Origin of the sequence: Aquabacterium parvum (assembly GCF_001447195.1) — a bacterium.
Taxonomy (GTDB): Bacteria; Pseudomonadota; Gammaproteobacteria; order Burkholderiales; family Burkholderiaceae_C; genus Aquabacterium; species Aquabacterium parvum.
In genome coordinates this window covers 362,596-384,845 of sequence record NZ_LFRI01000341.1, presented here as the reverse complement: position 1 = coordinate 384,845, position 22,250 = coordinate 362,596, and the positions used below count along the sequence as shown (strand labels likewise).

21 protein-coding genes and 1 other RNA gene are annotated in these 22,250 nt (G+C 66.3%); 3 read left to right on the top strand and 19 right to left on the bottom strand.

Annotation, left to right across the window (positions count from 1 at the left end; translation table 11 throughout):
• Positions 1 to 44: 44 nt before the first annotated feature.
• The 8 genes from ABG80_RS13185 to ABG80_RS13150 form a co-directional block, all read right to left on the bottom strand.
• Positions 45 to 905: a uroporphyrinogen-III synthase gene (locus tag ABG80_RS13185; protein ID WP_058088059.1), complete on the bottom strand. Its 861-nt coding sequence runs from the start codon at positions 903 to 905 to the stop codon at positions 45 to 47.
• Positions 906 to 935: 30 nt separating this feature from the next.
• A complete protein-coding gene (hemC, locus tag ABG80_RS13180; protein WP_058088058.1) occupies positions 936 to 1,889 on the bottom strand; it encodes a hydroxymethylbilane synthase in 954 nt (317 codons plus the stop codon).
• Between the two features lie 34 nt (positions 1,890 to 1,923).
• Positions 1,924 to 2,655, bottom strand: a complete 732-nt coding sequence (locus ABG80_RS13175; RefSeq protein ID WP_058088057.1) for a flagellar brake protein — start codon at positions 2,653 to 2,655, stop codon at positions 1,924 to 1,926.
• 12 nt (positions 2,656 to 2,667) lie between these two features.
• Complete coding sequence (locus ABG80_RS13170; protein ID WP_058088056.1) at positions 2,668 to 3,015, bottom strand: flagellar protein FliT; 348 nt, start codon at positions 3,013 to 3,015, stop codon at positions 2,668 to 2,670.
• Positions 3,012 to 3,476 carry a flagellar export chaperone FliS gene (gene fliS, locus ABG80_RS13165; protein WP_058088055.1) on the bottom strand — a complete coding sequence of 155 codons (465 nt, stop codon included), beginning with the start codon at positions 3,474 to 3,476 and terminating at the stop codon, positions 3,012 to 3,014. The genes ABG80_RS13170 and fliS overlap by 4 nt, the downstream gene beginning before the upstream one ends.
• A 108-nt stretch (positions 3,477 to 3,584) precedes the next feature.
• The gene (fliD, locus tag ABG80_RS13160) at positions 3,585 to 5,033 is read right to left on the bottom strand and encodes a flagellar filament capping protein FliD (protein ID WP_058088054.1); all 1,449 of its coding nucleotides are present in this window, start codon (positions 5,031 to 5,033) and stop codon (positions 3,585 to 3,587) included.
• A 124-nt stretch (positions 5,034 to 5,157) separates the two neighbouring features.
• Complete coding sequence (locus ABG80_RS13155) at positions 5,158 to 6,099, bottom strand: flagellin N-terminal helical domain-containing protein (RefSeq protein WP_058088053.1); 942 nt, start codon at positions 6,097 to 6,099, stop codon at positions 5,158 to 5,160.
• 251 nt (positions 6,100 to 6,350) lie between these two features.
• The gene (locus ABG80_RS13150) at positions 6,351 to 7,289 is read right to left on the bottom strand and encodes a flagellin N-terminal helical domain-containing protein (protein ID WP_058088052.1); all 939 of its coding nucleotides are present in this window, start codon (positions 7,287 to 7,289) and stop codon (positions 6,351 to 6,353) included.
• Between the two features lie 381 nt (positions 7,290 to 7,670).
• Here ABG80_RS13150 and ABG80_RS13145 point away from each other — a divergent pair, with 381 nt between their 5' ends.
• Positions 7,671 to 9,593 carry an O-linked N-acetylglucosamine transferase, SPINDLY family protein gene (locus tag ABG80_RS13145; RefSeq protein WP_058088051.1) on the top strand — a complete coding sequence of 641 codons (1,923 nt, stop codon included), beginning with the start codon at positions 7,671 to 7,673 and terminating at the stop codon, positions 9,591 to 9,593.
• Between the two features lie 93 nt (positions 9,594 to 9,686).
• Here the strand turns inward: ABG80_RS13145 and ABG80_RS13140 are convergent, their stop codons facing one another.
• The 11 genes from ABG80_RS13140 to ABG80_RS13095 form a co-directional block, all read right to left on the bottom strand.
• Entirely contained in the window at positions 9,687 to 10,421 is a 735-nt protein-coding gene (locus ABG80_RS13140) for a class I SAM-dependent methyltransferase (RefSeq protein ID WP_058088050.1), read from the bottom strand.
• A 68-nt stretch (positions 10,422 to 10,489) separates the two neighbouring features.
• Positions 10,490 to 11,662 carry a dTDP-4-amino-4,6-dideoxygalactose transaminase gene (gene rffA, locus ABG80_RS13135; RefSeq protein WP_235513847.1) on the bottom strand — a complete coding sequence of 391 codons (1,173 nt, stop codon included), beginning with the start codon at positions 11,660 to 11,662 and terminating at the stop codon, positions 10,490 to 10,492.
• 108 nt (positions 11,663 to 11,770) lie between these two features.
• Positions 11,771 to 12,841 carry a TDP-N-acetylfucosamine:lipid II N-acetylfucosaminyltransferase gene (locus ABG80_RS13130; protein ID WP_058088049.1) on the bottom strand — a complete coding sequence of 357 codons (1,071 nt, stop codon included), beginning with the start codon at positions 12,839 to 12,841 and terminating at the stop codon, positions 11,771 to 11,773.
• A complete protein-coding gene (locus ABG80_RS13125) occupies positions 12,838 to 14,271 on the bottom strand; it encodes a glycosyltransferase family 2 protein (protein ID WP_058088048.1) in 1,434 nt (477 codons plus the stop codon). The genes ABG80_RS13130 and ABG80_RS13125 overlap by 4 nt, the downstream gene beginning before the upstream one ends.
• A 171-nt stretch (positions 14,272 to 14,442) precedes the next feature.
• A complete protein-coding gene (locus tag ABG80_RS13120; protein WP_058088047.1) occupies positions 14,443 to 15,570 on the bottom strand; it encodes a deoxyguanosinetriphosphate triphosphohydrolase in 1,128 nt (375 codons plus the stop codon).
• A gap of 34 nt (positions 15,571 to 15,604) precedes the next feature.
• Positions 15,605 to 16,744, bottom strand: a complete 1,140-nt coding sequence (gene aroB, locus ABG80_RS13115; RefSeq protein ID WP_083506071.1) for a 3-dehydroquinate synthase — start codon at positions 16,742 to 16,744, stop codon at positions 15,605 to 15,607.
• A 93-nt stretch (positions 16,745 to 16,837) separates the two neighbouring features.
• Positions 16,838 to 16,936, bottom strand: an RNA gene (gene ffs / locus ABG80_RS21475) — signal recognition particle sRNA small type.
• A 51-nt stretch (positions 16,937 to 16,987) separates the two neighbouring features.
• Positions 16,988 to 17,569: a chalcone isomerase family protein gene (locus ABG80_RS13110; protein ID WP_235513846.1), complete on the bottom strand. Its 582-nt coding sequence runs from the start codon at positions 17,567 to 17,569 to the stop codon at positions 16,988 to 16,990.
• 45 nt (positions 17,570 to 17,614) lie between these two features.
• Positions 17,615 to 19,171, bottom strand: coding sequence for a methyl-accepting chemotaxis protein (locus tag ABG80_RS23805; RefSeq protein WP_058088045.1), 1,557 nt, complete (start codon positions 19,169 to 19,171; stop codon positions 17,615 to 17,617).
• Positions 19,172 to 19,324: 153 nt separating this feature from the next.
• Positions 19,325 to 20,467, bottom strand: a complete 1,143-nt coding sequence (locus ABG80_RS13100; protein WP_058088044.1) for an AIR synthase-related protein — start codon at positions 20,465 to 20,467, stop codon at positions 19,325 to 19,327.
• 53 nt (positions 20,468 to 20,520) lie between these two features.
• On the bottom strand, positions 20,521 to 20,991 hold the full coding sequence (locus ABG80_RS13095) for a hypothetical protein (RefSeq protein ID WP_058088043.1): 471 nt from the start codon (positions 20,989 to 20,991) through the stop codon (positions 20,521 to 20,523).
• Between the two features lie 315 nt (positions 20,992 to 21,306).
• Here ABG80_RS13095 and rpsP point away from each other — a divergent pair, with 315 nt between their 5' ends.
• On the top strand, positions 21,307 to 21,564 hold the full coding sequence (rpsP, locus tag ABG80_RS13090; RefSeq protein WP_058088042.1) for a 30S ribosomal protein S16: 258 nt from the start codon (positions 21,307 to 21,309) through the stop codon (positions 21,562 to 21,564).
• A 10-nt stretch (positions 21,565 to 21,574) separates the two neighbouring features.
• Entirely contained in the window at positions 21,575 to 22,243 is a 669-nt protein-coding gene (gene rimM, locus ABG80_RS13085; protein ID WP_058088041.1) for a ribosome maturation factor RimM, read from the top strand.
• The last annotated feature ends 7 nt before the right edge of the window (positions 22,244 to 22,250 follow it).

Sequence of the window (22,250 nt, the reverse complement as noted above, 5' to 3'; positions counted from 1 at the left end):
CGCAGCGTCGAGGCGGCCGCAAACAGGCCGCAATCTGGCGGTGATCAGCCGTTTGAACGTCGTGCCTGCACCACTGAGGCCAGCGTGGGTGCGCAGCGTTGGGTGTGGCGGATGCCGCGCCGGGCTGCGTGCTCGGCAATGCGAGGGTGGGTGCACAACAGGCGCAGGTCAGCGGTTTGGCTGCCTTGCCAGTGGGTCGGCCCCAGTCGTGGCAGGTGGTGATCGAGCAGGAAGTCAAGGGCCTGAGAGCTGCTCAGCAACCAGGTGGTGTTGGCTTCGCGCAAGGCGTCCTGAGCCAGGCGTGCCTGCTCGGGCGTCCAGTTGCCAGGTCCGCGCTGGTAGGCCTGCACGGCTTGAACCTCGGCGCCGGCATCGCGCCAGCGGTCGGTCAGCCAGGTGCGGCCTTGAGCGCCCGATGCATCGCCGCCGCTGACGATGACCACGCGTGCACCCTGCCAGTTCATGGGTGCCAACAAGGGCCACAGGGCCTCTGAGTCGAATTGCTCGGCGTCTGCAGAGGGCGACACGATGTGAGGTGCGCGCAGACCAGCGCTGGCGCCGGCCTGCAGCAACACCTGAGCGGTGCCTGGCCCCGGTGCGGTGGCGAGCGTGCCCTGGGGCCAGGTGCAACCTTCGGGGCGCAGGCGGAAAAAGCCTTCGACCGCAGCGGGGCTGACGAACATCAGGGCACGAGGGCTGTGCAGCCCGGGTGGCCTTGGCTCGGTTGCCGAGGTGGCCGAGTCGGGGTGGTCGCCCAGCTCCTGCCAAAGCCGGGTGACGGCCGCGGGCTGCGGTGGCGCGGTGATGGCGATCAGGGGCAGGGCTTGTGCGGGCACGCCCGCTTGCCGCAATGCTTCGGCCCAGGCCGAGGCCTGGGGTTCAGGGCGGGTGACCAGCAGGGTCATGCCTGGGCTTTGCGCTTGCGCCGTGCCCGTTCAGAGCGCGGCCAGCCACTCGGGGCCGGCTGCGGCCTGCAGTTCGGCGGCCACGGCCCGACCCATGGTCTCGGCCTCGGCCAGGGTGTTGATCGGGCCTTGGCGCTGGGCCGAGACCAGTCGGCCATCGGCGGGGTGGCCTAGGCGGCCTCTCAGGCGAAGGGTGGCCTGGCCTGCCTCATGGTGCCAGTCGCCGTGGGCAGCCAGGGGCATGGAGCAACTGCCGCCAAGGGCGCGCGAGACGGCGCGCTCGGCCGCGGTGGCCAACCAGGTGGGCGAGTGGGCGAGTTGGGCCAACGCTGCGGGCAGCTCGGTGTGCGTGGCGCGGATTTCCAGGCCCAGGGCGCCCTGTCCGGCAGCGGGCAGCATCACCTCGGGCTCGATCACCTGACGGATGCGGCTGGCCAGGCCCAGGCGCTTGAGGCCGGCGGCGGCCAGCACGATGGCGTCGTATTGGCCTTCGTCGAGTTTGCGCAGGCGGGTGTCGAGGTTGCCGCGCAGGGGCTCGATGCGCAGGTCGGGGCGCAGGGCGCGCAGTTGGGAGAGCCGGCGCAGGCTGGAGGTGCCCACCACCGCGCCCTGAGGCAGGGCTTCGAGCGAGTCGAAACGAGGGCAGACGAGCGCGTCACGCGGGTCCTCGCGCTCGAGCACGGCGGCCAGCACGAAGCCTTCGGGCAGCTCCATGGGAACGTCCTTGAGCGAGTGCACGGCCAGGTCGGCGCGGCCAGCTTCAAGGGCCACTTCGAGTTCTTTGACGAACAGGCCCTTGCCGCCCACCTTGGACAGCGAGCGGTCGAGGATCTGGTCGCCCTGGGTGGTCATGCCCAGCAAGTCGACCTGGCGGCCAAAGCGGCTTTGCAGCAGGTCGCGCACGTGCTCGGCCTGCCAAAGGGCGAGGCGGCTTTCACGGGTGGCGATGACCCAGGGGGTGGAGGGGGCGGAAGCGGAAGACATCCGCCGATGCTATCAGCGACGAGGGCGAGACCCGTCAGCCGGCCAGCACGATGCGGCGCTTCTGCGTCTGGTTGATGTAATGCTGCAGAGCGCGGTCTTGTCCATCGATCCGGGCGAACTCGCAGCCCAGTCGGGCCCCCCGGGTGTCCGGGTGCAGGGCGGTGCGGTAGTGGATCAGCAGGTTGACTTCGAGTTGCGTTTCGCCGTCAAAACGCAGCAGGCAGTCGTTGACCTGCACGCCGGCTTCGATCGCGGGGACGTTCTCGGGCAGGAACAGGGCCACGCCACTGAGGCTGACGTCCAGCACGCGCAGGCTGACCTTCATGTCGGGCATGGCCGGGTGGCGGAAGGTGGCGGTGGGGCCGTGCTGCGCAAAGGGCTCGACCCGAAATGCGGAGCGGCGCTGAAAGCGAAACAGCTCGCTGGGCATGCGGGCGTTGAGCACGTCGTGCTGCTGGCCCTTGACCTGCACCAGGTCTTCCACGTCGAACTGCACCTTGATGCGATCGAGGTAGACCACAGCAACGATTTCTTCGCTCTCGAGCAGGCTGCGCAGCGAGGTGTCGGTGCTGTCGCCGCTGAACGAGATCACGCCTCTGGGTGCATCGATGCCCCACAGCAGGGTGGTGAAGCTCACGCCGTCCGGTGTGCTCAGGGTGACGAGGCAGCGCTCTGCTTCCATGCGCTCGAGCATGGCGGCGACCTCGGCGCTGGCCGAGAGGCGGAAGTCTTCTAGGCTGGCCTGACTGGCTCGGGACGTCTGCATGCTGGTGTCCGATCAGTGCATTTTTTCGGGGTCGGTGCCGCCGTTCATCATCGAGCCGAGTTCGTTGATCCAGGGCTCGGCCAGGTTGCGGATCTCGGCATCGTTGACGAGGATGCGTTGCATGATGCGCGACTTCAGCGCCTGCTCGGTCGGGCCCATCGGGTGGTCGGCCGAGGCATGCTTGAGGCGGGCGATCAGCACGGCGCAGGCGCCTTCGAGCTTGACGACGCGGTCCCAGTCGCCGGTGCGGGCGGCTTCGAGCATGCCCAGGCTGGCGTTTTCGATGGCTTCGTAGTAGCTCAGCAGGTTGCCGGCGACGACCTCTTCATCGGGGGCGGTGATCAGTTCGGGGGCGTTCATGCGCGCACCTCCATGGCCATGCGCACGACTTCGGCGTTGGCCGGTGTGATGGCTCCCCAGGCTTCGCGGATCGGCTCCATCAGGCTGACGCATTCGTCGAGGGCCGATTCGTCGTTGCTCAGGTTCGCCTGGGTCAGGCGAAGGCACACGTAGGTGTAGAGGCTGTGCAGGTTGTTCGCCAGCTCGCCACCGGCCTTGGCGTCGAGGCTGGCCTTGAGGCCTTCGTCGACGATGCGGATGGCGCGGGTGATGGCCTTGGTCTTGCCTTCCACATCCTTCTTGCGCATGTGGCCGCGGCTTTCGGCAACGGCATCGAAGAAGCCGTCGAGCAGCAGTTTGACCAGTTGATGCGGCGAGGCGCTGCTGATGCTGGTCTCGACACCCACTTGTCGGTACAGGCCGGACATCGAGCGATCACCGGCGGGGATGGGGCGGGAGAAGGGGCTGGCTGGTGCGTACATCTTCAAACTCTGCGGGTTGGTCCGTGTTGATTGAGTTATCGACGTTTGCTGACAAACCTTGATCACTCAGACCCAGGAAGAAGTGCCTATCCAGGCCCTACTTTGGGTTCAGGATTTGTTGAGCGCAGCCAACTGGGCGGTCACGTAGCTCTGCAGGCCGCTGAGCTTGCTGTAGCTGGCGTCCAGGGCGGTGTACTGCTGCCGCAACCGGGCTTCGAACAGGCCGGCGCGGTCGTTGATGCTGTCGATCTTGCTCGTGTTGCGCTTGATCGTGGCTTTGAGCCCGTCGGTGCTGTTGGCAATCGCCCCGTTGGTGTCCAGGATCTGGGAGGCCAGGTTCTTGATGCGCTGGCCCATGCCGTTGTTGGCGGCCACCACATCGTCGCTGTTGGCGAAGTACTTCTGCATGTCCGCCAGCTTGCTGCCCATGGCGTCGTTGAACTTGCTGGTCGTCATCTTCAGCGTGCCGTCGGTGTTGGTCACGATGCCCATGTCGAAGAGCCTGGAGAACGACGCGGTGGCGGTGGAGTCGCTGGTGATCAGGTTGCGCATCTGGCTGAGCAGGCCGCGCGCGGTGGAGTCGCCCTGCAATGGCCCTGCCGTCTTGGATGCCTCGTCATACAAGGTCTGCACGCGGATGGTGCTGACCACGTTGTTGTAGGCCGAGATGAAATCGTTCACGCCTTTGCTGATGGCCGCGGTGTCGGTGGCGACCGTGATGTTGGCCGGCGTGGTGGTGGCCTGCTTGAGCGTGAGGGTGACGCCGTCCATCACATCGCTGAGGGTGTTGGACTCGGATGAAACGAGCAGGCCGTTGATGGTGGCCTCGGCGTTCTGTGCGCTTTGGCTGCGGGTCATGGCCGAGGTGCCGCCGGTCTCGGCGGTGTAGGCGAGTGCCGACAGGCCGGGCACCGCGCCGTTTTCAGTCACCGTTACCTTGAAGGCGTTGCTCTCGCCGTTGGCGCCGCGCATGACCAGGCGGCTGCCCGATGCGTCGTTGACGATCGAGGCCGTGATGCCGGCGTTGGCGCCGTTGATGCGGTCGCGGATTTTCTCCAGGGTGTTGTCGCCGGGGCCGATGGCGATATCCACCGCCGTGGCGGCAACCTTGGCGTTGAAGGTGACGGCCGGAGGCGCCACGGCGTTGTTCGTGACGTAGGTGCCCAGCTCGATGCGCAGCGTGCCCTCGCCAACCGGGGCCGTCTTGCCAGCGGTGAAGGCATTGCTGGCCACCATCTGGCCCTGTGCCAGTTTGGTGACCGAGACAGCGTAGGAGCTCGCCGCAGCGCTGCTGGTGGTGCTCACGCCCACTGCGGCGTCGTTGCTGGAGGTGGCCGTGGTGCCTTTCCAGAAGTCGGACTGGGTCAGCTTGTTGGCCGCGTCCTTCAGGGAGGAAAAGGCGCTCTGGATTTTTCCCCACGTGGAAACCTTGGTTTGCAGCGTGGTGTTCTTGGTGGTGAGTGCGTCGGCGGGCTGCTTTTCGAGCGCCACCAGTTTGGTGATGACGTTTTCGTCCAGGCCGGTGCCGCTGACGCCAACTGAGCTGAGTGAGGGCATGATTTCTTCCTCTCAATGCAAGAGCGCCCGGAAGGCACTTTTGGCCACCCGGACGCCGTGCTCATCGGTGACTGGCATGAAAACTTGATGCTGTGTCGGGTCCCGGCGTGAAAAATGGGCGGAATCAGCGACCCAGGAGGCTCAAGACCTGCTGTGGCAGCTGGTTGGCCTGCGCCACCATCGCCGTGCCGGCTTGCTGCAGGATCTGGGCGCGAGACAGGTTCGCGGTTTCGGCCGCGAAGTCCGCATCCATGATCCGGCCCCGTGCTGCGGCCTGGTTTTCCACGCTGACTTGCAGGTTGGAGATCACGGCTTCGAAGCGGTTTTGCGATGCACCGAAGGAAGCGCGCTTGTCGTTGATCACGTCCAGCGCGGCGTCGATGACGTTGATGGCGTCGTCGATTTGCGAGGTCGTGGCGATGTTGGTGGCCACACCGGAGGCCGCGCCACCGATGGCCAGGCCGTTGGTGCCGTCCCAGTTGGCCGTCACGGTGGCCAGCAGGTCCTGATCGGCCGTGGCGCTGGTGGAGTCGACCACGGTGGCGGTGCCGGCGGTACCACCACCCAGCACGGCGCCTTCGATTTCGATGCGGTCGGTCACGTCGGTGCCGGCGCCCACCTGGAAGGACAGGGTGGTCGGGGCGCCCGAGTCAAAGAGGGGCTTGCCGTTGAAGCGCGCGCCGCCAACGGTGCGCGAGATTTCTTCCTGCAGCTGCTTGAACTCTTTTTGCAGGTTGGCGCGGTCGCCATCGCTGTTGGTGGCGTTGCGCGACTGGACTGCCAGTTCACGCATGCGCTGCAGGTTGTCGCCGATCTTGCCCAGCGCGCCTTCAGCGGTCTGGGCCAGCGAGATGCCGTCGTTCGCGTTGCGGATGGCGACATTCATGCCGCGCACCTGGGTGTTCATGCGTTCGGCGATCGCCAGGCCAGCGGCGTCGTCCTTGGCGGAGTTCACGCGCAGCCCGGATGACAGGCGTTGCATCGAGGTGGCCAGCGACGTCTGAGACATGTTCAGGTTGCGCTGTGCGTTCATCGAAACGATGTTCGTGTTGATCGTTTGGGGCATGTTGCACTCCTAAAGAATCGAGATAGTCCCGGCTCACGCCGGCCGGCTTTCTTGCAAAGCTGGCCAAAGATGCTTTCGGATTACCTCTGACCTGTGCCCTGATGTTCGACCAATTCGAGCCGAGGCAAAAACGGGATGTGAAGGCCTTTTTGCCCCTTGTTTCGATTCCTGTGCACCCAATGGAAAAGCCGCCCCGGCTGGGGCGGCTTCCGAGGGCGCCAGCGCGGTGGCTGGCGCGGGCTGGCTGAAGATCAGCGCAGCAGAGACAGGACCTGCTGAGGCAGCTGGTTGGCCTGGGCCACCATCGCCGTGCCAGCCTGTTGCAGGATCTGGGCTCGAGACAGGTTCGCGGTTTCCGTTGCGAAGTCTGCGTCCACGATCCGGCCGCGGGAGGCGGTCTGGTTCTCGATGTTGGTCTGCAGGTTCGAGATCACGGCTTCGAAGCGGTTCTGCGAGGCACCGAAGGAGGCACGTTGGTCGTTGATGGTGTCCAGGGCCTTGTCGATGACGTTGATGGCGTCGTCGATCTGCGAGGTCGTGGCGATGTTGGTGGCCACACCGGAGGCGGCGCCACCGATGGCGATGCCGTTGGTGCCGTCCCAGTTCGAGGTCACGGTGGCCAGCAGGTCGGCGGTGGCCGTTGCAGCGGTGGAGTCAACCACCGTGGCGGTGCCAGCGGTGCCGCCACCCAGCACGGCGCCGTCGATGTCGATGCGGTCGGTGGCATCGGTGCCAGCGCCCACCTGGAAGGACAGGGTGGTGGAGGCGCCGGATGCGAACAGGGCGGTGCCGTTGAACTTGGTGCCTTGAACCGTGCGGTCGATTTCAGCCTGCAGCTGCTTGAATTCCTTTTGCAGGTTGGCGCGGTCGCCATCGCTGTTGGTGGCGTTGCGAGACTGGACAGCCAGTTCACGCATGCGCTGCAGGTTGTCGCCGATCTTGCCCAGCGCGCCTTCAGCGGTTTGGGCCAGGGAGATGCCGTCGTTGGCGTTGCGCACCGCGACGTTCATGCCCTTGATCTGAGCGCTCATGCGCTCGGCGATGGCCAGGCCGGCGGCGTCGTCACGTGCGCTGTTGACGCGCAGACCCGACGACAAGCGCTGCATCGACATGGACAGGCTGGATTGAGAGGTGCTCAGGTTGCGTTGTGCGTTCAGAGCGACGACGTTGGTGTTGACTGAATTATCCATGATGAGTTCCTTTGGCGATGATTACTACCCGGCGATAGCGCCGGCGAACAAGTGCTGGCTGTCTTTCGACCTTCCAGATTGACCTGCCCGACGCTAGTCAGCCCATTCGCCTTCGTGGTTGAACCACTCCAGACTCTGGCCGGCTAACCGGACCCCGAAACCTTTCGATCCCGTTGGTTGGTGTATCGGACCGATCTGACGCCTTCTTGAGTGTCTTTTTTCTCGTTTTGGGCGGGTCTTTGCACAGTGACTGCTTGACGTGTCCGGGAAATGCAGACCCTTTTCGGCGCACTTGTCGGGTTCTTTAGCCCCTCGTCTTCATAGACTTCGTAAAGCCCCGTGAAGCGTCTCGCGATGGGGCCTTGCCATCCGAGGAAGCCCATGAAAGTCGTCAGCCGACCCAAGTCTGCATCAACCCAGAAGGCCCGTCAGCACTGGGAACGCGGCGTCACCCTGTTGAAGGCGAAAGACTGGGTTCCTGCCCTGCAGGCCTTCGATGCCGCGGTCAAGCTGCAGCCCAACGACCCGCTGTATCGGCTCAACGCAGCGCGTTGCTGCCTGGAGCTGTCGCGTTTCGAAGAGGCTTTGAAGCATGCAGACCGAGCGGCCGAGCTGGAGGCAGGCTCCGAGGTGGCTGCTTTCATGCGCGTGCGCGCCATGCACCGCCTGCAGCGCAACACCGAGATCCTCCAGGTGCTCGCGGCCATGCCGGAGTCTCAGCGCAACACACGCGAGTACTGGGTGGCCAAGGGCTGTGCCTTGCAAAATACCGGCAAACACCAGGAGGCCATCCAGGCCTTCATGGACGCCATCATGTTCAGCATGGACGATGCCCTGTCGCACTACCGCATGGGCATTTCCTTTTATGAGCTCGAGCTCAAGGAAGAGGCGTCGGAGTGCTTTCGCACCGGCCTGGTCCTGGGGCTGGGGCCCAACGCCTTGCATGTGCACGGCATGCTGGCCTACGCCGAGCGAGAGAACTGCCGCTGGCCACAGGCAGCCGAGCAGGAAGCTCAGTTGCGCAACCTGGTGACCGCCGCGTCCGACGACGCCCGGATCATCACGGCCCCCTTTGCCCACGTGACGTTGACGGACGACCCGCTCCACCAGCGCAAGGCCAGCGCCATCATGTCCAACACCTGGCTGGGGCTCAAGCCCGTGGTCAGGCCGAGCCGGGCCTCGCATCCTCAGCGCCTGCGCGTGGGCTACCTGTCCAGCGACTTCCACCAGCACGCCACCTGCGTGCTGATGTGCGAGGTGTTCGAGCACCATGCCCGCGATCGCTTCGAGATCTTTGCCTACTCAACAGGCCGCGACGACGGCACGGCCATGAGGCGGCGCGTGATCAAGGCCGTCGAGCACTTCGTGGACCTGCAAGGCCAGCCCGACCACGTGATCGCACAGCGCATCGCCGACGACGACCTGGACCTGCTCATCGACCTCAAGGGCTACACCGCCGGCAACCGCATGGGCGTGCTGGCGCGCAGGCCGGCGCCGCTGCAAGCGGCCTTCCTGGGCTTTCCTGGCACCACGGGCGCGCCGTTCATCGACTACATCGTGGGCGACCCGCTGGTCACGCCGCTGTCGCACGCACCGAACTTCTCCGAGCACATCGCGCAGATGCCGCTGTGCTACCAGCCCAATGACCGCCAGCGCCCCCGCCCCCAGCCGATGACGCGCGCCCAGGTTGGCTTGCCCGAAGACGCGGTGGTGCTGTGCGGCTTCAACCAGGCTTACAAGATCAACCCCGAGGTGCTCGACACCTGGGTGGGTGTGCTCAAAGACTTGCCCGAGGCCGTGCTCTGGTTGCTTGACTGGCACGGGCAGGCCAAGCCACACCTGCTGGAGGAGCTGGCGCAGCGCGGCATCGGTGCCGAGCGCGTGTTCTGGGCCCCACGGTGGGACCTGGGTCCCCACATCAGCCGCGTTCGCCTGGCCGACCTGTTCATCGACACCTGGCCTTGCAACGCCCACACCACCGCCAGCGACGCCTTGTGGGCCGGCCTGCCCGTGGTCACGCTCATGGGGCAGACCTTTGCCTCGCGCGTGGCTGGCAGCCTGCTCAATGCCGTGGGCCTGCCCGAGCTGATCTGCACCGACACGCGGCAGTACCACCGCACCATCGTCGAGCTGGCCCGAGACCCGCAGCGCCGCCAGGCCATGCGCGAGCGTCTGGACCAGGCGCGCGAAGACAGCCCGCTGTTCGACAGCGCCCGTTTTGCGCGCGAGTACGAGGCGCTGCTGGTGCGCATGATCGAGCGACAACGCGCGGGCCTGGCGCCCGAGGCCTTGCCTGCGGCTTGACCACCCTTGCCCGGCGCGACGCCGGGTGCCAAGCGAAATGAGAAAGGCCGGGTCTCCCCGGCCTTTGTGCTTGTGCTGCCTGATCAGCGGCTGTCAGCGAAAGCTCAGGTTGGTGCGCTTGCCCTGCTTGACATGCAGCGCTCCCAGCAACTGGCTTGGCACCTCGACGTAGGTCACGTCGTTGATCTCGACGATCTTGTCGAGCACCTGGTCGATGCCGCTCTTGCGGCGCACCAGCAGGATGTCCGACCAGTCGGTGTTGGTGATCATCACGGGCATGAAGTCGGCCATCTTCATGAAGGTCAGCGTGGCTTCGAGCACACCCAGGTTCTGGCGCACGCCGGCGGGCGAGTGGCAGCAGTCGTTGAGCTGCAGCATGCCGTCCAGGCCGAGCAGGCTGTCATAGAACATCAGGTCGTCCAGCACCGACTCGTACTGGTGGCTGGCGTCCACGTAGATGTAGTCGAGCTTGCGATCGCCCAGCAGGGCGCCCAGGTGCTCGCGCGCCGGCAGGGTGGGGCTCTTGATGACGCTGGCGTGAGGCTTGTGCTGGAAGCGCTCGACGGCCTTGGCGTGCAGGCGGTCCATCGTGGCCTGCTCCGACACCGGTCCACCAAAGTAGTTGGTGAAGCTGTCGATGTCGTTGACCCAGGGGCGGTGGCGGTTGTTGCGCCGGTAGTCGTCAAAGGCCTGAGAAGACCAGGCATCGACGAGGAACAGTTTTTCCGGCGCGATGATCTGGTCGATCACCTCGGCGTTGCGGCCGTCCAGGACGCCCAGCTCGGCGGCCCAGGGTTTGGTGCCGACGGCGTCGAAGCACCCACGCACGATCTTGTAGATCAGGTCTCAGTTGTTGATCAGGACTTTCATGGGCGGGCTCCTATCTGGAAGGGGGCTCAGCAGCGCTGCAGCGCGTCAAGCAGGGTGTCGGAGACGAAGTCGCACTGCTCGTCCGTCATCTCGTAGTACAGGGGCAGGCGCAGCAGGCAGTCGGCGAAGCGGTCGCTGTGAGGCAGGGCTCGACCGTCGTGCTGTTGCTGGAAGTAGGGGCTGCTGTGCAGCGAGAGGTAGTGAAAGACCGCGTGGATGCCGGCCGCGCGCAACTTCTCAAGCACGCAGGTGCGGTGTTCCAGCGAGCGGCACACGATGTAGAAGAGGTGGCCGTTGTTGGTCGCCCACTTGGGGATGTAGGGCGCCTCGACCTCGTGGCGCTGCAGGGCGGCGGCCAGCTGGTCGTGGTAGCGCTTCCACAGCGCCTTGCGGCGGGCCTGGATGGTGTCGAGCACCTCCAGCTGCGCGTACAGGTAGGCCGAGACGATGTCCGAGGGCAGGAAGGACGAGCCGATGTCCACCCAGCCGTACTTGTCGATCTCGCCACGGAAGAAGGCGCTGCGGTTGGTGCCCTTTTCGCGGATGACCTCGGCGCGCGCGACGTGGGCCGCGTCGTTGACGGTGAGCAGCCCGCCCTCGCCCGCGATGACGTTCTTGGTCTCGTGAAAGGAGAAGGCGCCGAACAGCCCGAGGCTGCCCAGCGGTTGCCCCTTGTAGAAGGAATCGATGGCCTGGGCCGCGTCCTCGACCACGGCGATGCCGCGCTCGCGTGCCAGCGTCAGGATCGGGTCCATGTCGCAGGCCACGCCGGCGTAGTGCACGACCACGATGGCACGGGTGCGCGGCGTGATCAGCTCGGCCAGCTTGGCGGCGTCGATGTTGGGGTTGTGGGCCTCGCTGTCTGCAAAGACGATGCGGGCGCCGCGCAGCGCGAAGGCGTTGGCCGTCGACACGAAGGTGAAGGCCGGCACGATCACCTCGTCGCCCTCGCGGATGTTCAGCAGCAGGGCCGCCATCTCCAGCGCGTCGGTGCACGAGGTGGTCATCAGCGCCTTGCGGAAACCATAGCGCTGCTCGAAGAAGGCGTGGCAGCGCTGCGTGAAGACGCCATCGCCCGAGATCTTGCCCGAGGCCACGGCCTCGGCGATGTACACCAGCTCCCTGCCGTGCAGGTAGGGCTTGTTGAAGGGGATGTTGGGGCGCGCCGCCAAGGGCGCAGCCGGCATGTGAGCTTGCATGAGCCACCTCCGATGCTGGCATCTTGAGGTTTTGGCGCGGGGTCAAGGCGCGGATAACCGGCTTGGCGGCAGCCCTGTTGAGGCCTTATCCGGCTGCGTGCTTTCGCCTCAAGCCGCGGCCCTGCGCTGATCTTGGCGAAACAGCTTGCTCAGGTCGCCTGCCAGCCGGTCCGCGCAGAAGTGAGCGCGTGCGAGCTCGATGTTGCGCTCGCGCAGGGCGGCGGGCAAGGGGGTGGGGTCGAACTCGCTCAGGTCGCAGGTGGCCAGGCCCAGCTGGTTCAGGTAGCGGGTGTGGGCCTGGTCGGGGCGCATGAACACCTTCTTGCCCAGCGCCAGCAGGCTGACGATGTTGCCCATGCCCTGCTGACGGTTGTGGTGCATCACGGCGATGTCGATGCCGGTCAGGAAGTCGTTGTAGGCCGCCAGGGGCAGCATCTCCAGCATCGGTTTGAAGCGCGCGCCGAACATCGCGCGGCCATTGGCCATGACCAGTTCGCGGTATTTGGGGTCGCCGTAGGACAGCGGGCAGTGCACTTCCATGTCGTCTCGCGCATGCCGCCCGATCAGTGCAAAGGCTTCGAGGTGGCAGTTGGTCTCGGTGGCGGAGTTGCCGACCAGGATGCGCACGCCGGGCTGCCCTGTGGGCGGCGGGGCATGACGCGGCGCGATGTTCGACGGGTAGGCGAAGGTGCTCAGGTGCTGGGCCTGGCCGCCGTAGCGCTTTTGCGCCAGGACCATGTCGCCAGGGATGCCGGCCATGCCGCCCAGTTGCGAGATCACGCCCTGGCGCACGATTTCCTGGTGCAGCCAGCCGGGCGACGGCTCGGTGGGCACAGCCTGGTACAGGTCGCCGCCCCAGATGACCCAGTGCGACTTGCGCGCCAGCGCGGGCAGGGCGTAGAGGATGCGGTTGATCGCCTCTGACCACAGGCCGTGCAGCACGATGCGCTCTGCGCTGTGCAGGGTCTCGACCAGGCGGACGTGGTCGTCGGCGCTGGCCACCCATTCCACCGGGTGAGCCGGGGTGAGGCCGTGCTCCCAGCGCGCCGCGCCCATCAGGCAGAAGCGGTGCTCGGCCAGGTCGAAGTGTTCAGCCACGAAGTCGATGAAGCGCGGGATGAACTTGTCCAGCACCATCAGGTGCACGGTGCGGGCACCGGGTGCTGCGCGGGTGCTCATGCGGCGGCTTCCGTGGCGTCGGCTTGTGCGCTCAGCCGGGCCTGGATGTGCAAGGCGGGCAGGCGAGAGCTCGTGCAGCCGATCGTCACGTCCGGCATGACCTGGCCGATGAGGTCTTGCGCCTGGCGCAGCTCGTCAGCCGGCAGGCCCAGCATCCACAGGTCGAAGTGGGTGGGGTGCATCAGCGGTGCGATGGCCGCCAGGCCCACCAGGGGCAGGCGCTTGCCGCCCCATGCATCGGCCGCGACGACCACCGTGTCGAAGGCCGGGCCCTCGGGCACGGCGGCCAGCTCGGGCAGGTAGGCGGGGGCATCTTCCAGGATGTATTCGGCCCAAGGCGCGATGACGTCGTCCTGCACTGGCGCCAAAGGCGTGGCCGATTCGGTGGCGCGCAGCCGGGTCACGCAGGCGCCATGCTGGGTGGCCAGGCAGGCCAGGGCCTCCAGCGCGGGCCCGGTGCCGATGCACAGCACCTGCCTGCCCGGGATCAGGCCCAGGTGCTGTTGCCAGGCCAGCAGCTGCACGGCGTCGAGCGCGTTCAGTTCGTTGGCGGGCACGGTTTGCAGCAAGCTGGGCACCTGCTGGGCCAGGTGAACCGCGCAAGCGGTCTCCCATGGAGAGGCTGCTGCCACGGGCGCAGCGGGAGCGGTGCGGGCCACTGGGGCGCTTGCTTCGGCGAGATCGAGGCGGGGCAGCGGTGCTTTGGACAGCACGATCTGCGCACAGGCGCGTTGCTTGGGCGAGGACAAGGTCTGCCGCTCCTCGGCCTGGTTGTGGTGCGACTGCGGGTTGCTCTCGGTGTAGCGGTAGGCGTGAACCGGGATGTAGTGGTAACGCCGCGTCTGGTCGAGGATGGGGTAAGCGATGGCGAGGTCGCAGGCGGCGTCCAGCCATTGCCCATCGGGGTACTGGAAGTATTCCTCCGGCACCGTTTCGAGCAGCGAGGCCCGGAAGCTGAAGAGGTGGCTGGTCAGCCAGCGCTGGGCGCGGGGCGACTTGTTGCGGTCCAGCGGGCCGTTGCCGCCGAAGCGGCCGTGGTCTGTCAGGTAGTTCGTCCAGACGACGTCGTTGCCTTGGCGGTAGGCGTGGGCGAGTTGCGCCAGCACGGTCACGTCCAGCAGGAAGTCGTCCGCGTCCAGCACCGCGACGATGTCGTGCTCGCGCGCGGCGCGGCGAAGGTGGGTGCTGGCGTTGCAGGCCTTGCCCATGCGCTCAGGGTTGCGCACCAGCTCGAATCGGCCGGGCAGCAGCTCGGACAGGGCCGCCTGGGCGGCACCCGCCGTGTCGTCGTCGGAGCAATCGTCGATGAACAGCACGTGCACGTTCGGGTGCGTCTGCCGGGCCACCGATCCAATGGCCTCCCTGACGTAGGGCGCGCAGTTGCGACCGGTCATGAACATGAGCACGCTGAGGGGCTGGCTGCTGGCCATCGTCGATCCTTTCAGTCAGGACCATCGCGGGCGCCTGCATGGCGGCCCTGCGCAGGCTCGGGCGGCCTGGGTCCATGCTCGCCAGAGTAGGGCTCGCTGGCCCGACCCGCTGGGCCGATGAACAGGGCGCGCAGGCCCCAGTTCCGCCGATTCAGCCGGGGTGCGCTTCGCTCAGAAGATGCGCCGGCCGGTCAGGCGCTCGTGCTCCCGCACGGCGAAGCGGTCGGTCATGCCCGAGATGTAGTCGGCCACGGCGCGGTGCAGGTCGTCGCGCTGCGCGTAGGCCGGTTTCATCTCGGAAGGTGAAGCCACGTAGGCGTGGAACAGCTCGGTGAGCACCTGTTTGGCCCGCGCCGTGGTCTCGTTGACCTGCGGGTGGCGGTACAGCTCCTTGAACAGGAATCGCTTGAGCTGGGTGCTGGCTTCGCGCATCTCGGGGCTGAAGCGCACCAGGGGCGGGCAGCGGCGGGCCTCGTCGGCGTCGGCGGGCCGGTGTTCGGCCAGCTTTGCCCGCGTGGCGTCGATCACGTCGTACACCTGCTGAGAAAGCATGCGGCGGATGGTGTCGAAAAGCAGGCGGCGGCCCGTGGCGCCGGGGAACTCGGCCAGCGTCTCGTCGCGAAAGCGCGTGAACAGCGGCACGGCTTCGAACTGCTCGATGGTGACCAGGCCAGAGCGCACGCCGTCATCGATGTCGTGGGCGTTGTAGGCGATCTCGTCGGCCAGGTTGCACAGCTGGGCTTCCAGGCTGGGCTGGGTGCCCTCCAGGAAGCGCTGGCCCACGCCGCCCGGCTCGGCCGTTTCGAGCAGTTCAGCGTTGCGCCTGGAGCAGTGCTTGAGCACACCTTCGCGTGTTTCGAAGGTCAGGTTCAGGCCGTTGAAGGGCAGGTAGCGCTCCTCCAGCTCGTCGATCACGCGCAGCGACTGCAGGTTGTGCTCGAAGCCGCCGTGCTCGGCCATGCATTCGTTGAGAACGTCCTGGCCCGCGTGGCCGAAGGGCGTGTGACCCAGGTCGTGTGCCAGCGCCACGGCCTCGACCAGGTCTTCGTTCAGGCCCAGCGAGCGGGCGATGGAGCGGCCCAGTTGCGCCACCTCCAGCGAATGCGTCAGCCGCGTGCGGAACAGGTCGCCCTCGTGGTTGAGGAAGACCTGCGTCTTGTAGACCAGGCGCCGGAACGCCGTGCTGTGCACGATGCGGTCGCGGTCGCGTTGGTAGTCGCTGCGGGTGGGGGCAGAGGGCTCGGCGTGTCGCCGTCCTCGCGAACGATCGGGCCGGCTGGCGTAAGGGGCGTTCGTCATGCGCGGATCGTGCGGGGCTTGAGCGAGTGAGGCCTCAAGCGGGCTTGGCCACGTTGGCGGCGATCACCTCGCGCACCACGTCTTCCGGTGCCGGCTGCATGGTGGCTTGGCCCAGCGGCCCGATCACCACGAAGCGGATCTGCCCGCCTTCGGCCTTCTTGTCGACCTGCATGAGTTCCAGGTAACGCTCGGCGCCCAGGTCGGGTCCGACCACGGGCAGGCCCGTGCGTTCGATCAGCGCCTTGATGCGCGCCGCGGTGTCGGCGTCGATCAGGCCCAGTCGAGCCGACAGATCGGCCGCCATCACCATGCCGCAGCCCACGGCCTCGCCGTGCAGCCACTCGCCATAACCCAGGCCCGCCTCGATGGCGTGGCCGAAGGTGTGGCCGTAGTTCAGGATGGCGCGCAGGCCCGATTCCTTCTCGTCCTGGCCGACCACCCAGGCCTTGATCTCGCACGAGCGGCGCACGGCGTGGATCAGCGCCTGGCGGTCACGCGCCAGCAGCTTGTCGAGGTTGGCTTCCAGCCAGGTGAGGAATTCGGCATCGGCGATGGGGCCGTACTTGATGACCTCGGCCAGGCCGGCCAGCAGCTCGCGCTGGGGCAGGGTGTCCAGCGTGTCGAGGTCGCAGACCACGCGCAGCGGCTGGTAGAAGGCGCCGATCATGTTCTTGCCGGCGGGGTGGTTGATGGCCGTCTTGCCACCCACGCTCGAATCCACTTGCGCCAGCAGCGTGGTCGGCACCTGCACGAAGGGCACGCCGCGCATGTAGCAGGCCGCAGCAAACCCGGTCATGTCGCCCACCACTCCACCGCCCAGCGCGTAGAGCACCGTCTTGCGGTCGGCGGCTTCTTCCAACAGCTTGGTGAAGACCTGGTTGAGCGCGGGCCAGTCCTTGAACTGCTCGCCATCGGGCAGCTCGACGTCGAGCACTTCCGTGTGCAGCGGGGCGATGGCCGCGCGCAGTTTGGCGGTGTAGATCGGGCCGACCGTGGTGTTGGTGACGATCAGGGCCTTGGACGATTTGGGCAGCCCGGCGAAGCTCTCGGTTTTGAGCAGCCCTCCGCCGATCAGGATGTCGTAGCTGCGATCACCCAGGTCGATGGGCACCAGGGTGTGACCTGCATCGGTCAGGCGTGCGGGGGACGGGGCGGAGGGGGAAGCGGGTGCCATCGGGTCGCTGCGGTGTCGTCAACAGGTGCCCCGAACGTTTGCGCAAAGTTCGGACCTGGCCGCGATGCGAGGGGCATCCATGAGGTGAAAAAGGGTGACGAGCCTTGACCCTGGCACTGGCGGCAAACGGTTAGGGCTGCTTCGTTCCCGATCTGACCCGGTTGGCCGCGCCTCCATGCAGGGAGGCCCGTCATCGACCATTGTACGCGAGGCCCGGCACGCGCGGGCCTCGAGGGCTCAGATTCACTCGCCCAGCATCGCTGGCTTGAGCAGGTTGTCGGCCGGGTTGGCGCCGATCCAGATCCGCAAAATGGCGTTGTAGAAGGCGCCGTCAGGCATGGTCGAGCCCAGCTGCTTGCCATTGAAGGTGATGGTGGTGCCCACGCCGGGGACGTAGTCGCCGATGATGACGTCGCCCTTCTTGGCCCCATCGAATTCGGTGAACAGCTCGCCCATCTTCGTGATCTGGTTGATGAACTTGCTCTTCTCGTCTTTTTCCAGGTTCTTGTTGATGCCCGCGACGAAAGCTTGTCCAAATTCATCGGAGGTCAGTTCACGCAGGAAGACGATCTTGAAGCGCTTGGGGCCGCTCAGGGCCAGCACGTCAGCTGGCGAGCTCTTCTTCTCGGTCAGGTACAGGCCGATGGCGTAAACCTTGAAGACGGCCTTGATGCGGGCGCCAGCGCCATTGAGCACCAGGGTCTTGCCTGCCACGGTGGCGGAGTCTTCGATGTTGACGCCCTGGACCTGGACCGCCTGGGCAGCGGGCAAGGCACCAAACGTCAGGGCGGCGGCGGTCATCAGGGCAGAGAGTCGGGCTTTCATGGTGGGTTCCTTTGCGATCGATACACGCGGGTCAGGGGGGGAGCGTCAGGCGTTCGAATCCAGCTTGAACACGCTGACCACCGCAGCCAGGTTGTGTGCCTGGTTCTGCATGGATTCGGCGGCCGCAGCGGCTTGCTCGACCAGGGCGGCGTTCTGTTGCGTCACGCCATCCATCTTCTGGATGCTTCGGGTGACCTCTTCGATGCCGTCGCTTTGCGAGCGAGAGGCGGCGGTGATCTCGCCAATGATGTCGGTCACGCGCTGCACGCTCGAGACCACGTTGTCCATGGTCTGGCCAGCGTCGCTGACCAGCTTGCTGCCTTGCTCGACCTTGTCCACCGACTCGTTGATCAGCGACTTGATTTCCTTGGCGGCGGTGGCCGAACGCTGCGCCAGCGTGCGCACCTCGCCAGCCACCACAGCGAAGCCACGCCCTTGCTCGCCAGCACGAGCGGCTTCAACGGCGGCGTTCAGCGCCAGGATGTTGGTCTGGAATGCGATGCCGTCGATCACGCTGATGATGTCGACGATCTTGCGCGACGAGGCGTTGATCGCTCCCATGGTGTCGACCACCTGGGCCACGACCTGACCGCCTTGTGCCGCCACCTGCGACGCCGTGGAGGCGAGCTGGTTGGCTTCGCTGGCGCTCTCGGCGTTCTGTCGCACGATGCGGGTCAGCTCGTTCATGGCCGAAGAGGTGTGGGCCAGCGATGAGGCCTGCTCCTCGGTGCGCACCGACAAATCCGAGTTGCCCGAAGCGATTTCAGACGAGGCCGAAGCGATGGCGACGGTGCCCTGGCGCACGTCACCGACGATGCGCTGCAGGCTGCGGTTCATCTCGTCGAGGGCGCGCATGAGCTCGCCTGTCTCGTCCCGGCTCTCGCTCTGGATCGAGGCGCTCAGGTCGCCTGCCGCCACTTGCTTGGCCAGCGACACGGCGCGCGTCAGGGGGCGGGTGATGCTGCGGGTCGCGAACAAGGCCACGCCGACGCTGACGGCAACGATCGCGCCCGCGAGGCCCAGGATGAACACGGTGGTGTTGCGGGCGGTCTCTGCAGAGCGAGCGCCCGCGGCCTCCATCAGGCCGTTCTGGCGCGCATTGAGTTGCTCCAGCGCGTCGAAGTACTTGGTGTGCATCGAGCGCACCGAGAACAGGAACTTGGTCAGGGCATCGTCTTTTTGACCTGCCTGAACCAGGTCCACGAACGCCTTTTGGGCCTTGTTCGAGCGTTCGCGGAACTTGGTCAGGTTGGCCAGCAGTTCCTTGTCGGCTTCGTCGGTCAGGGCCTTCTCGACCTCGGCCGCCAGCTCGACATTGAGCTTTTCGTACTTGGCGATGTTGGCCAGCTCACCCTTGATCTGCTCGTCGTCGCTCATCACCAGCACGCTGAGCATGCTGCGAGAGATTTCGTTGAGGTGGGCCTTCATCCGGTTGGCGGTCACCGTTTGAGGGTAGGTGCCGTGCACGATCTCCGTGGTCTCGTGGCTCAGGCCCTGGATGCGGGTCAGGGCCAGGCCAGCCAACAACACCATCAGGGCGATCACGAGGCCGAAGCCGATCGTCAGTCGTTGACCAATGCGGATGTTGCGGATGTTGATCATGTGGTTTGCCCAGGAAATGCGAAAGGCGCTCTCCCCGACGGATCGTCACCCTTTTGCCTGAAGCAAAGCCGGTGAAATCCATCACGGATGAGCGCCTTATCGGCGGTTCAGGGGCAAACTGAATGCACACCGAGGGTTGCCCCTCGGGTGGCGTCAGCGCAGTTGCAGCTCCTCTGCGCCGTAGGTCACACCCAGCGGCTCGATGACGACCTGCTTGGGGCCGTCTTCCACGCGGCCGGCCACCCAGGCGTCGATGCCCAGTGACTTCGAGATCGCGACCACGCGCTCTGCCTGCTCGGCCGCCACGTACAGCGCAAAGCCCGCACCCATGTTCAGCGTGCCGTAGGCCTCGTGGTCGTCCAGGCCGCATTCCTTCTGCATGAAGGCCAGCACCGGCGTCTTCGGGGGCACGGCGGTGATGCGGTAGGTCAGTTGCTTGGGGTGGCGCAGCAGCTTGCGCCAGCCGTGGCCCGTCACGTTGGCGCAGTAGTTCGGGATGATGCCCTCGGCGGCCATGGCCTCGGTGACCGGCGAGTACAGCGTGGTGGGCGCCAGCAGGGCCTCACCGTAGCTTTGCCCGTTGCCGATGTCGGTCAGGTAGCCCTGGGGCAGGCGCTCGGCCAGCTTGCGCGCCAGCGACAGGCCGTTGGCGTGGATGCCGCTGGAGGCCAGGAAGACGATGGCGTCGCCCGCGCCCAGCTTGTCGCCCACCGACAGTCGGGTCTTGGGGCTGATGATGCCGGTGCACGATGCGGCCAGGTCCACGCGGCCATCGGCCACGATGCCGGCCAGGGCAGGGGTCTCGCCGCCGCCCCAGGCCACGTTGCAGACCTCGCAGGCCTTCTTCCAGCCGGCCACCAGGGCGTTGGCGCGCACCTTGTCGCCGAACCAGTCGGAGCCGCCAGCGGCCCAGTAGGCCTGAACCACCAGGGGCGTGGCGCCCACGGTGATCAGGTCGTTGACCGCCATGGCGATGGTGTCCTGCGCGATGCCGTCGTAGAAACTTTTGCCCGTCAGGGTGGCCATCTCATCGGCCACCAGGGTCTTGGTGCCCAGGCACTCGACGATGGAGGCCAGGTACATCGGGCCCACGTCAACCACGTAAGCCGACTCGCCACGCGAGGCCAACACTTCGCTGAAGCCGTGGCTGGCCAGGTGGGTGCCGGTGGCTGCCGCTGCGCGCTGTGCCGCCACCTTCAGCGGGTCGATCAGGTCGTAGTTGACGCCGGCCTGGTCATACGTCAGGGGCGCATTCGTGATGGGCGCGTTCTGGTTCGGGGGCGTGGCGGCGGTCATGGGCGGGCGTCGTCGTGGAGCGGAAAACCCGTAATTATCGTGCAGGCCAGGGCTCACTGGCTGAGTTTGCGCGCCTCCTCGATCTGGAGTTCGAAGTAACGCTGTCCGGAAAAGGCGATGGTGGCCATCAGCACGCCAGCGCCGATCAGCAGCGCCAGGGCGATGCCGATCACCGTCAGCCACCCGGCTTGCGGCGCTTGCGAGGCAGGCGTGCCGGGGTTGTGGCGGGCGTTCCAGCGCTCGTCCGGGGTCAGCCCGTAGAGGATGGCTTGCAGCATGGTGGCCGCCACGGTGAAGCCCAGCACCGGGATCAGCGCCCAGGACAAGTGGTCGTCCTGGCCGAACTCGGCCACCCGGTTGAGGCCCCACAGCCCGATGGCCGTGGGCACGGGCAGCAGCCAGCCCAGCAGGTCGCCCAGGCCGTGCAGGTAAAAGCGGTGCAGGCCCAGGGGGCCGCCGAGCAGCGCCAGCCAGGTGGCCAGGGTCTTGGAGCGGGGCGCGCGTGTCGAGGGAGAGGTCGCCATGGGCTGGAGGTGTTTGCAGCGAGCTGTCGAGAGTCGGTGCTGTCAGGGGGCGAGGTGCAGTTTTTTGCGCAATCTCGTGTCGTCAGACTATAATCCGAGGTTTTGCGGCCCGAGCTGGGCTGGTTGATGCTTGGCAAGGCTTGTTTTTGCCGCAGCAGCCGGCCTGCGCGTATCTAATCGTGCCGCCGAAAAATCAACCGCCGGCAGGCCTGATCCCCCCGATGAGTCGAAGGGTTGCAGCGTGCCGGCTTTGGCTGCCGATCCCCGAGTGTCTCCCGGGCGAGGTGGCCGCCCAACTGATCTGAAGGACACACCATGGTCGTGATTCGACTTGCACGTGGCGGCTCCAAGAAGCGCCCTTTCTACAACATCGTCGTTGCTGAACAGAAGAACCGTCGTGACGGTCGCTTCCTGGAGCGCGTGGGCTTTTACAACCCCGTGGCTTCCGGCAAGGCCGAAACCCTGCGCCTGTCGCTCGACCGCGTGAACCACTGGGTGGAAAGCGGCGCTCAGCCCTCCGCCGCCGTGACCCGCCTGCTGCGCGAAGCCGGCAAGGCCCAGCCCGCCGCCTGATCGATCAGGCATGACGGATCGCGCCCCGAGCACACCGCTGGTGCTGGACGACGGAGTCGTCTGGCCCGAAGACGCGGTGGAAGTGGGGCGCGTCGTCGACGCCTGGGGCGTCAAGGGCGGCATCAAGGTGCAGCCCTTTTCATCCGACCCCCAGGCCCTCTTCTGCACGAAGAAATGGTTCCTGCGCCCCGCTGAAGCCAGCGCGGGTGCTGTGGTTCGCCCCGGTGCTTCACCAGCTGCCCAGGCCACGAAGGCCGCAGGTGCCGTGACCTCCGCGGGCGCGGCCAAGCTGGCTCGCCCTCGTTTCCTGCAGGTCAAGACGGCCCGCGAGCAGGGCGATGTCGTGGTCGTCACCGCCGATGACCTGGTCGACCGCAACGCCGCCGAAGCGCTCAAGGGCGCTCGCGTTTTTGTTTCGCGCTCGGCCTTCCCCACGCCCGACGAGGGTGAGTTCTATTGGGTCGACCTGATTGGCCTGGATGTGCGCAACCCGCAAGGCGAGTCCCTCGGCCGCGTGATCGACCTGCTCGACACCGGGCCCCAAAGCGTGCTGCGTTGCGAGCACGAAGGCGCCGATGGCAAGCCTGCCGAGCGCCTGATCCCCTTCGTGTCGGCCTACATCGTGAGCGTCAGCCTGGCCGACAAGCTCATCGTGGCCGATTGGGGCCTCGATTACTGATCACCTG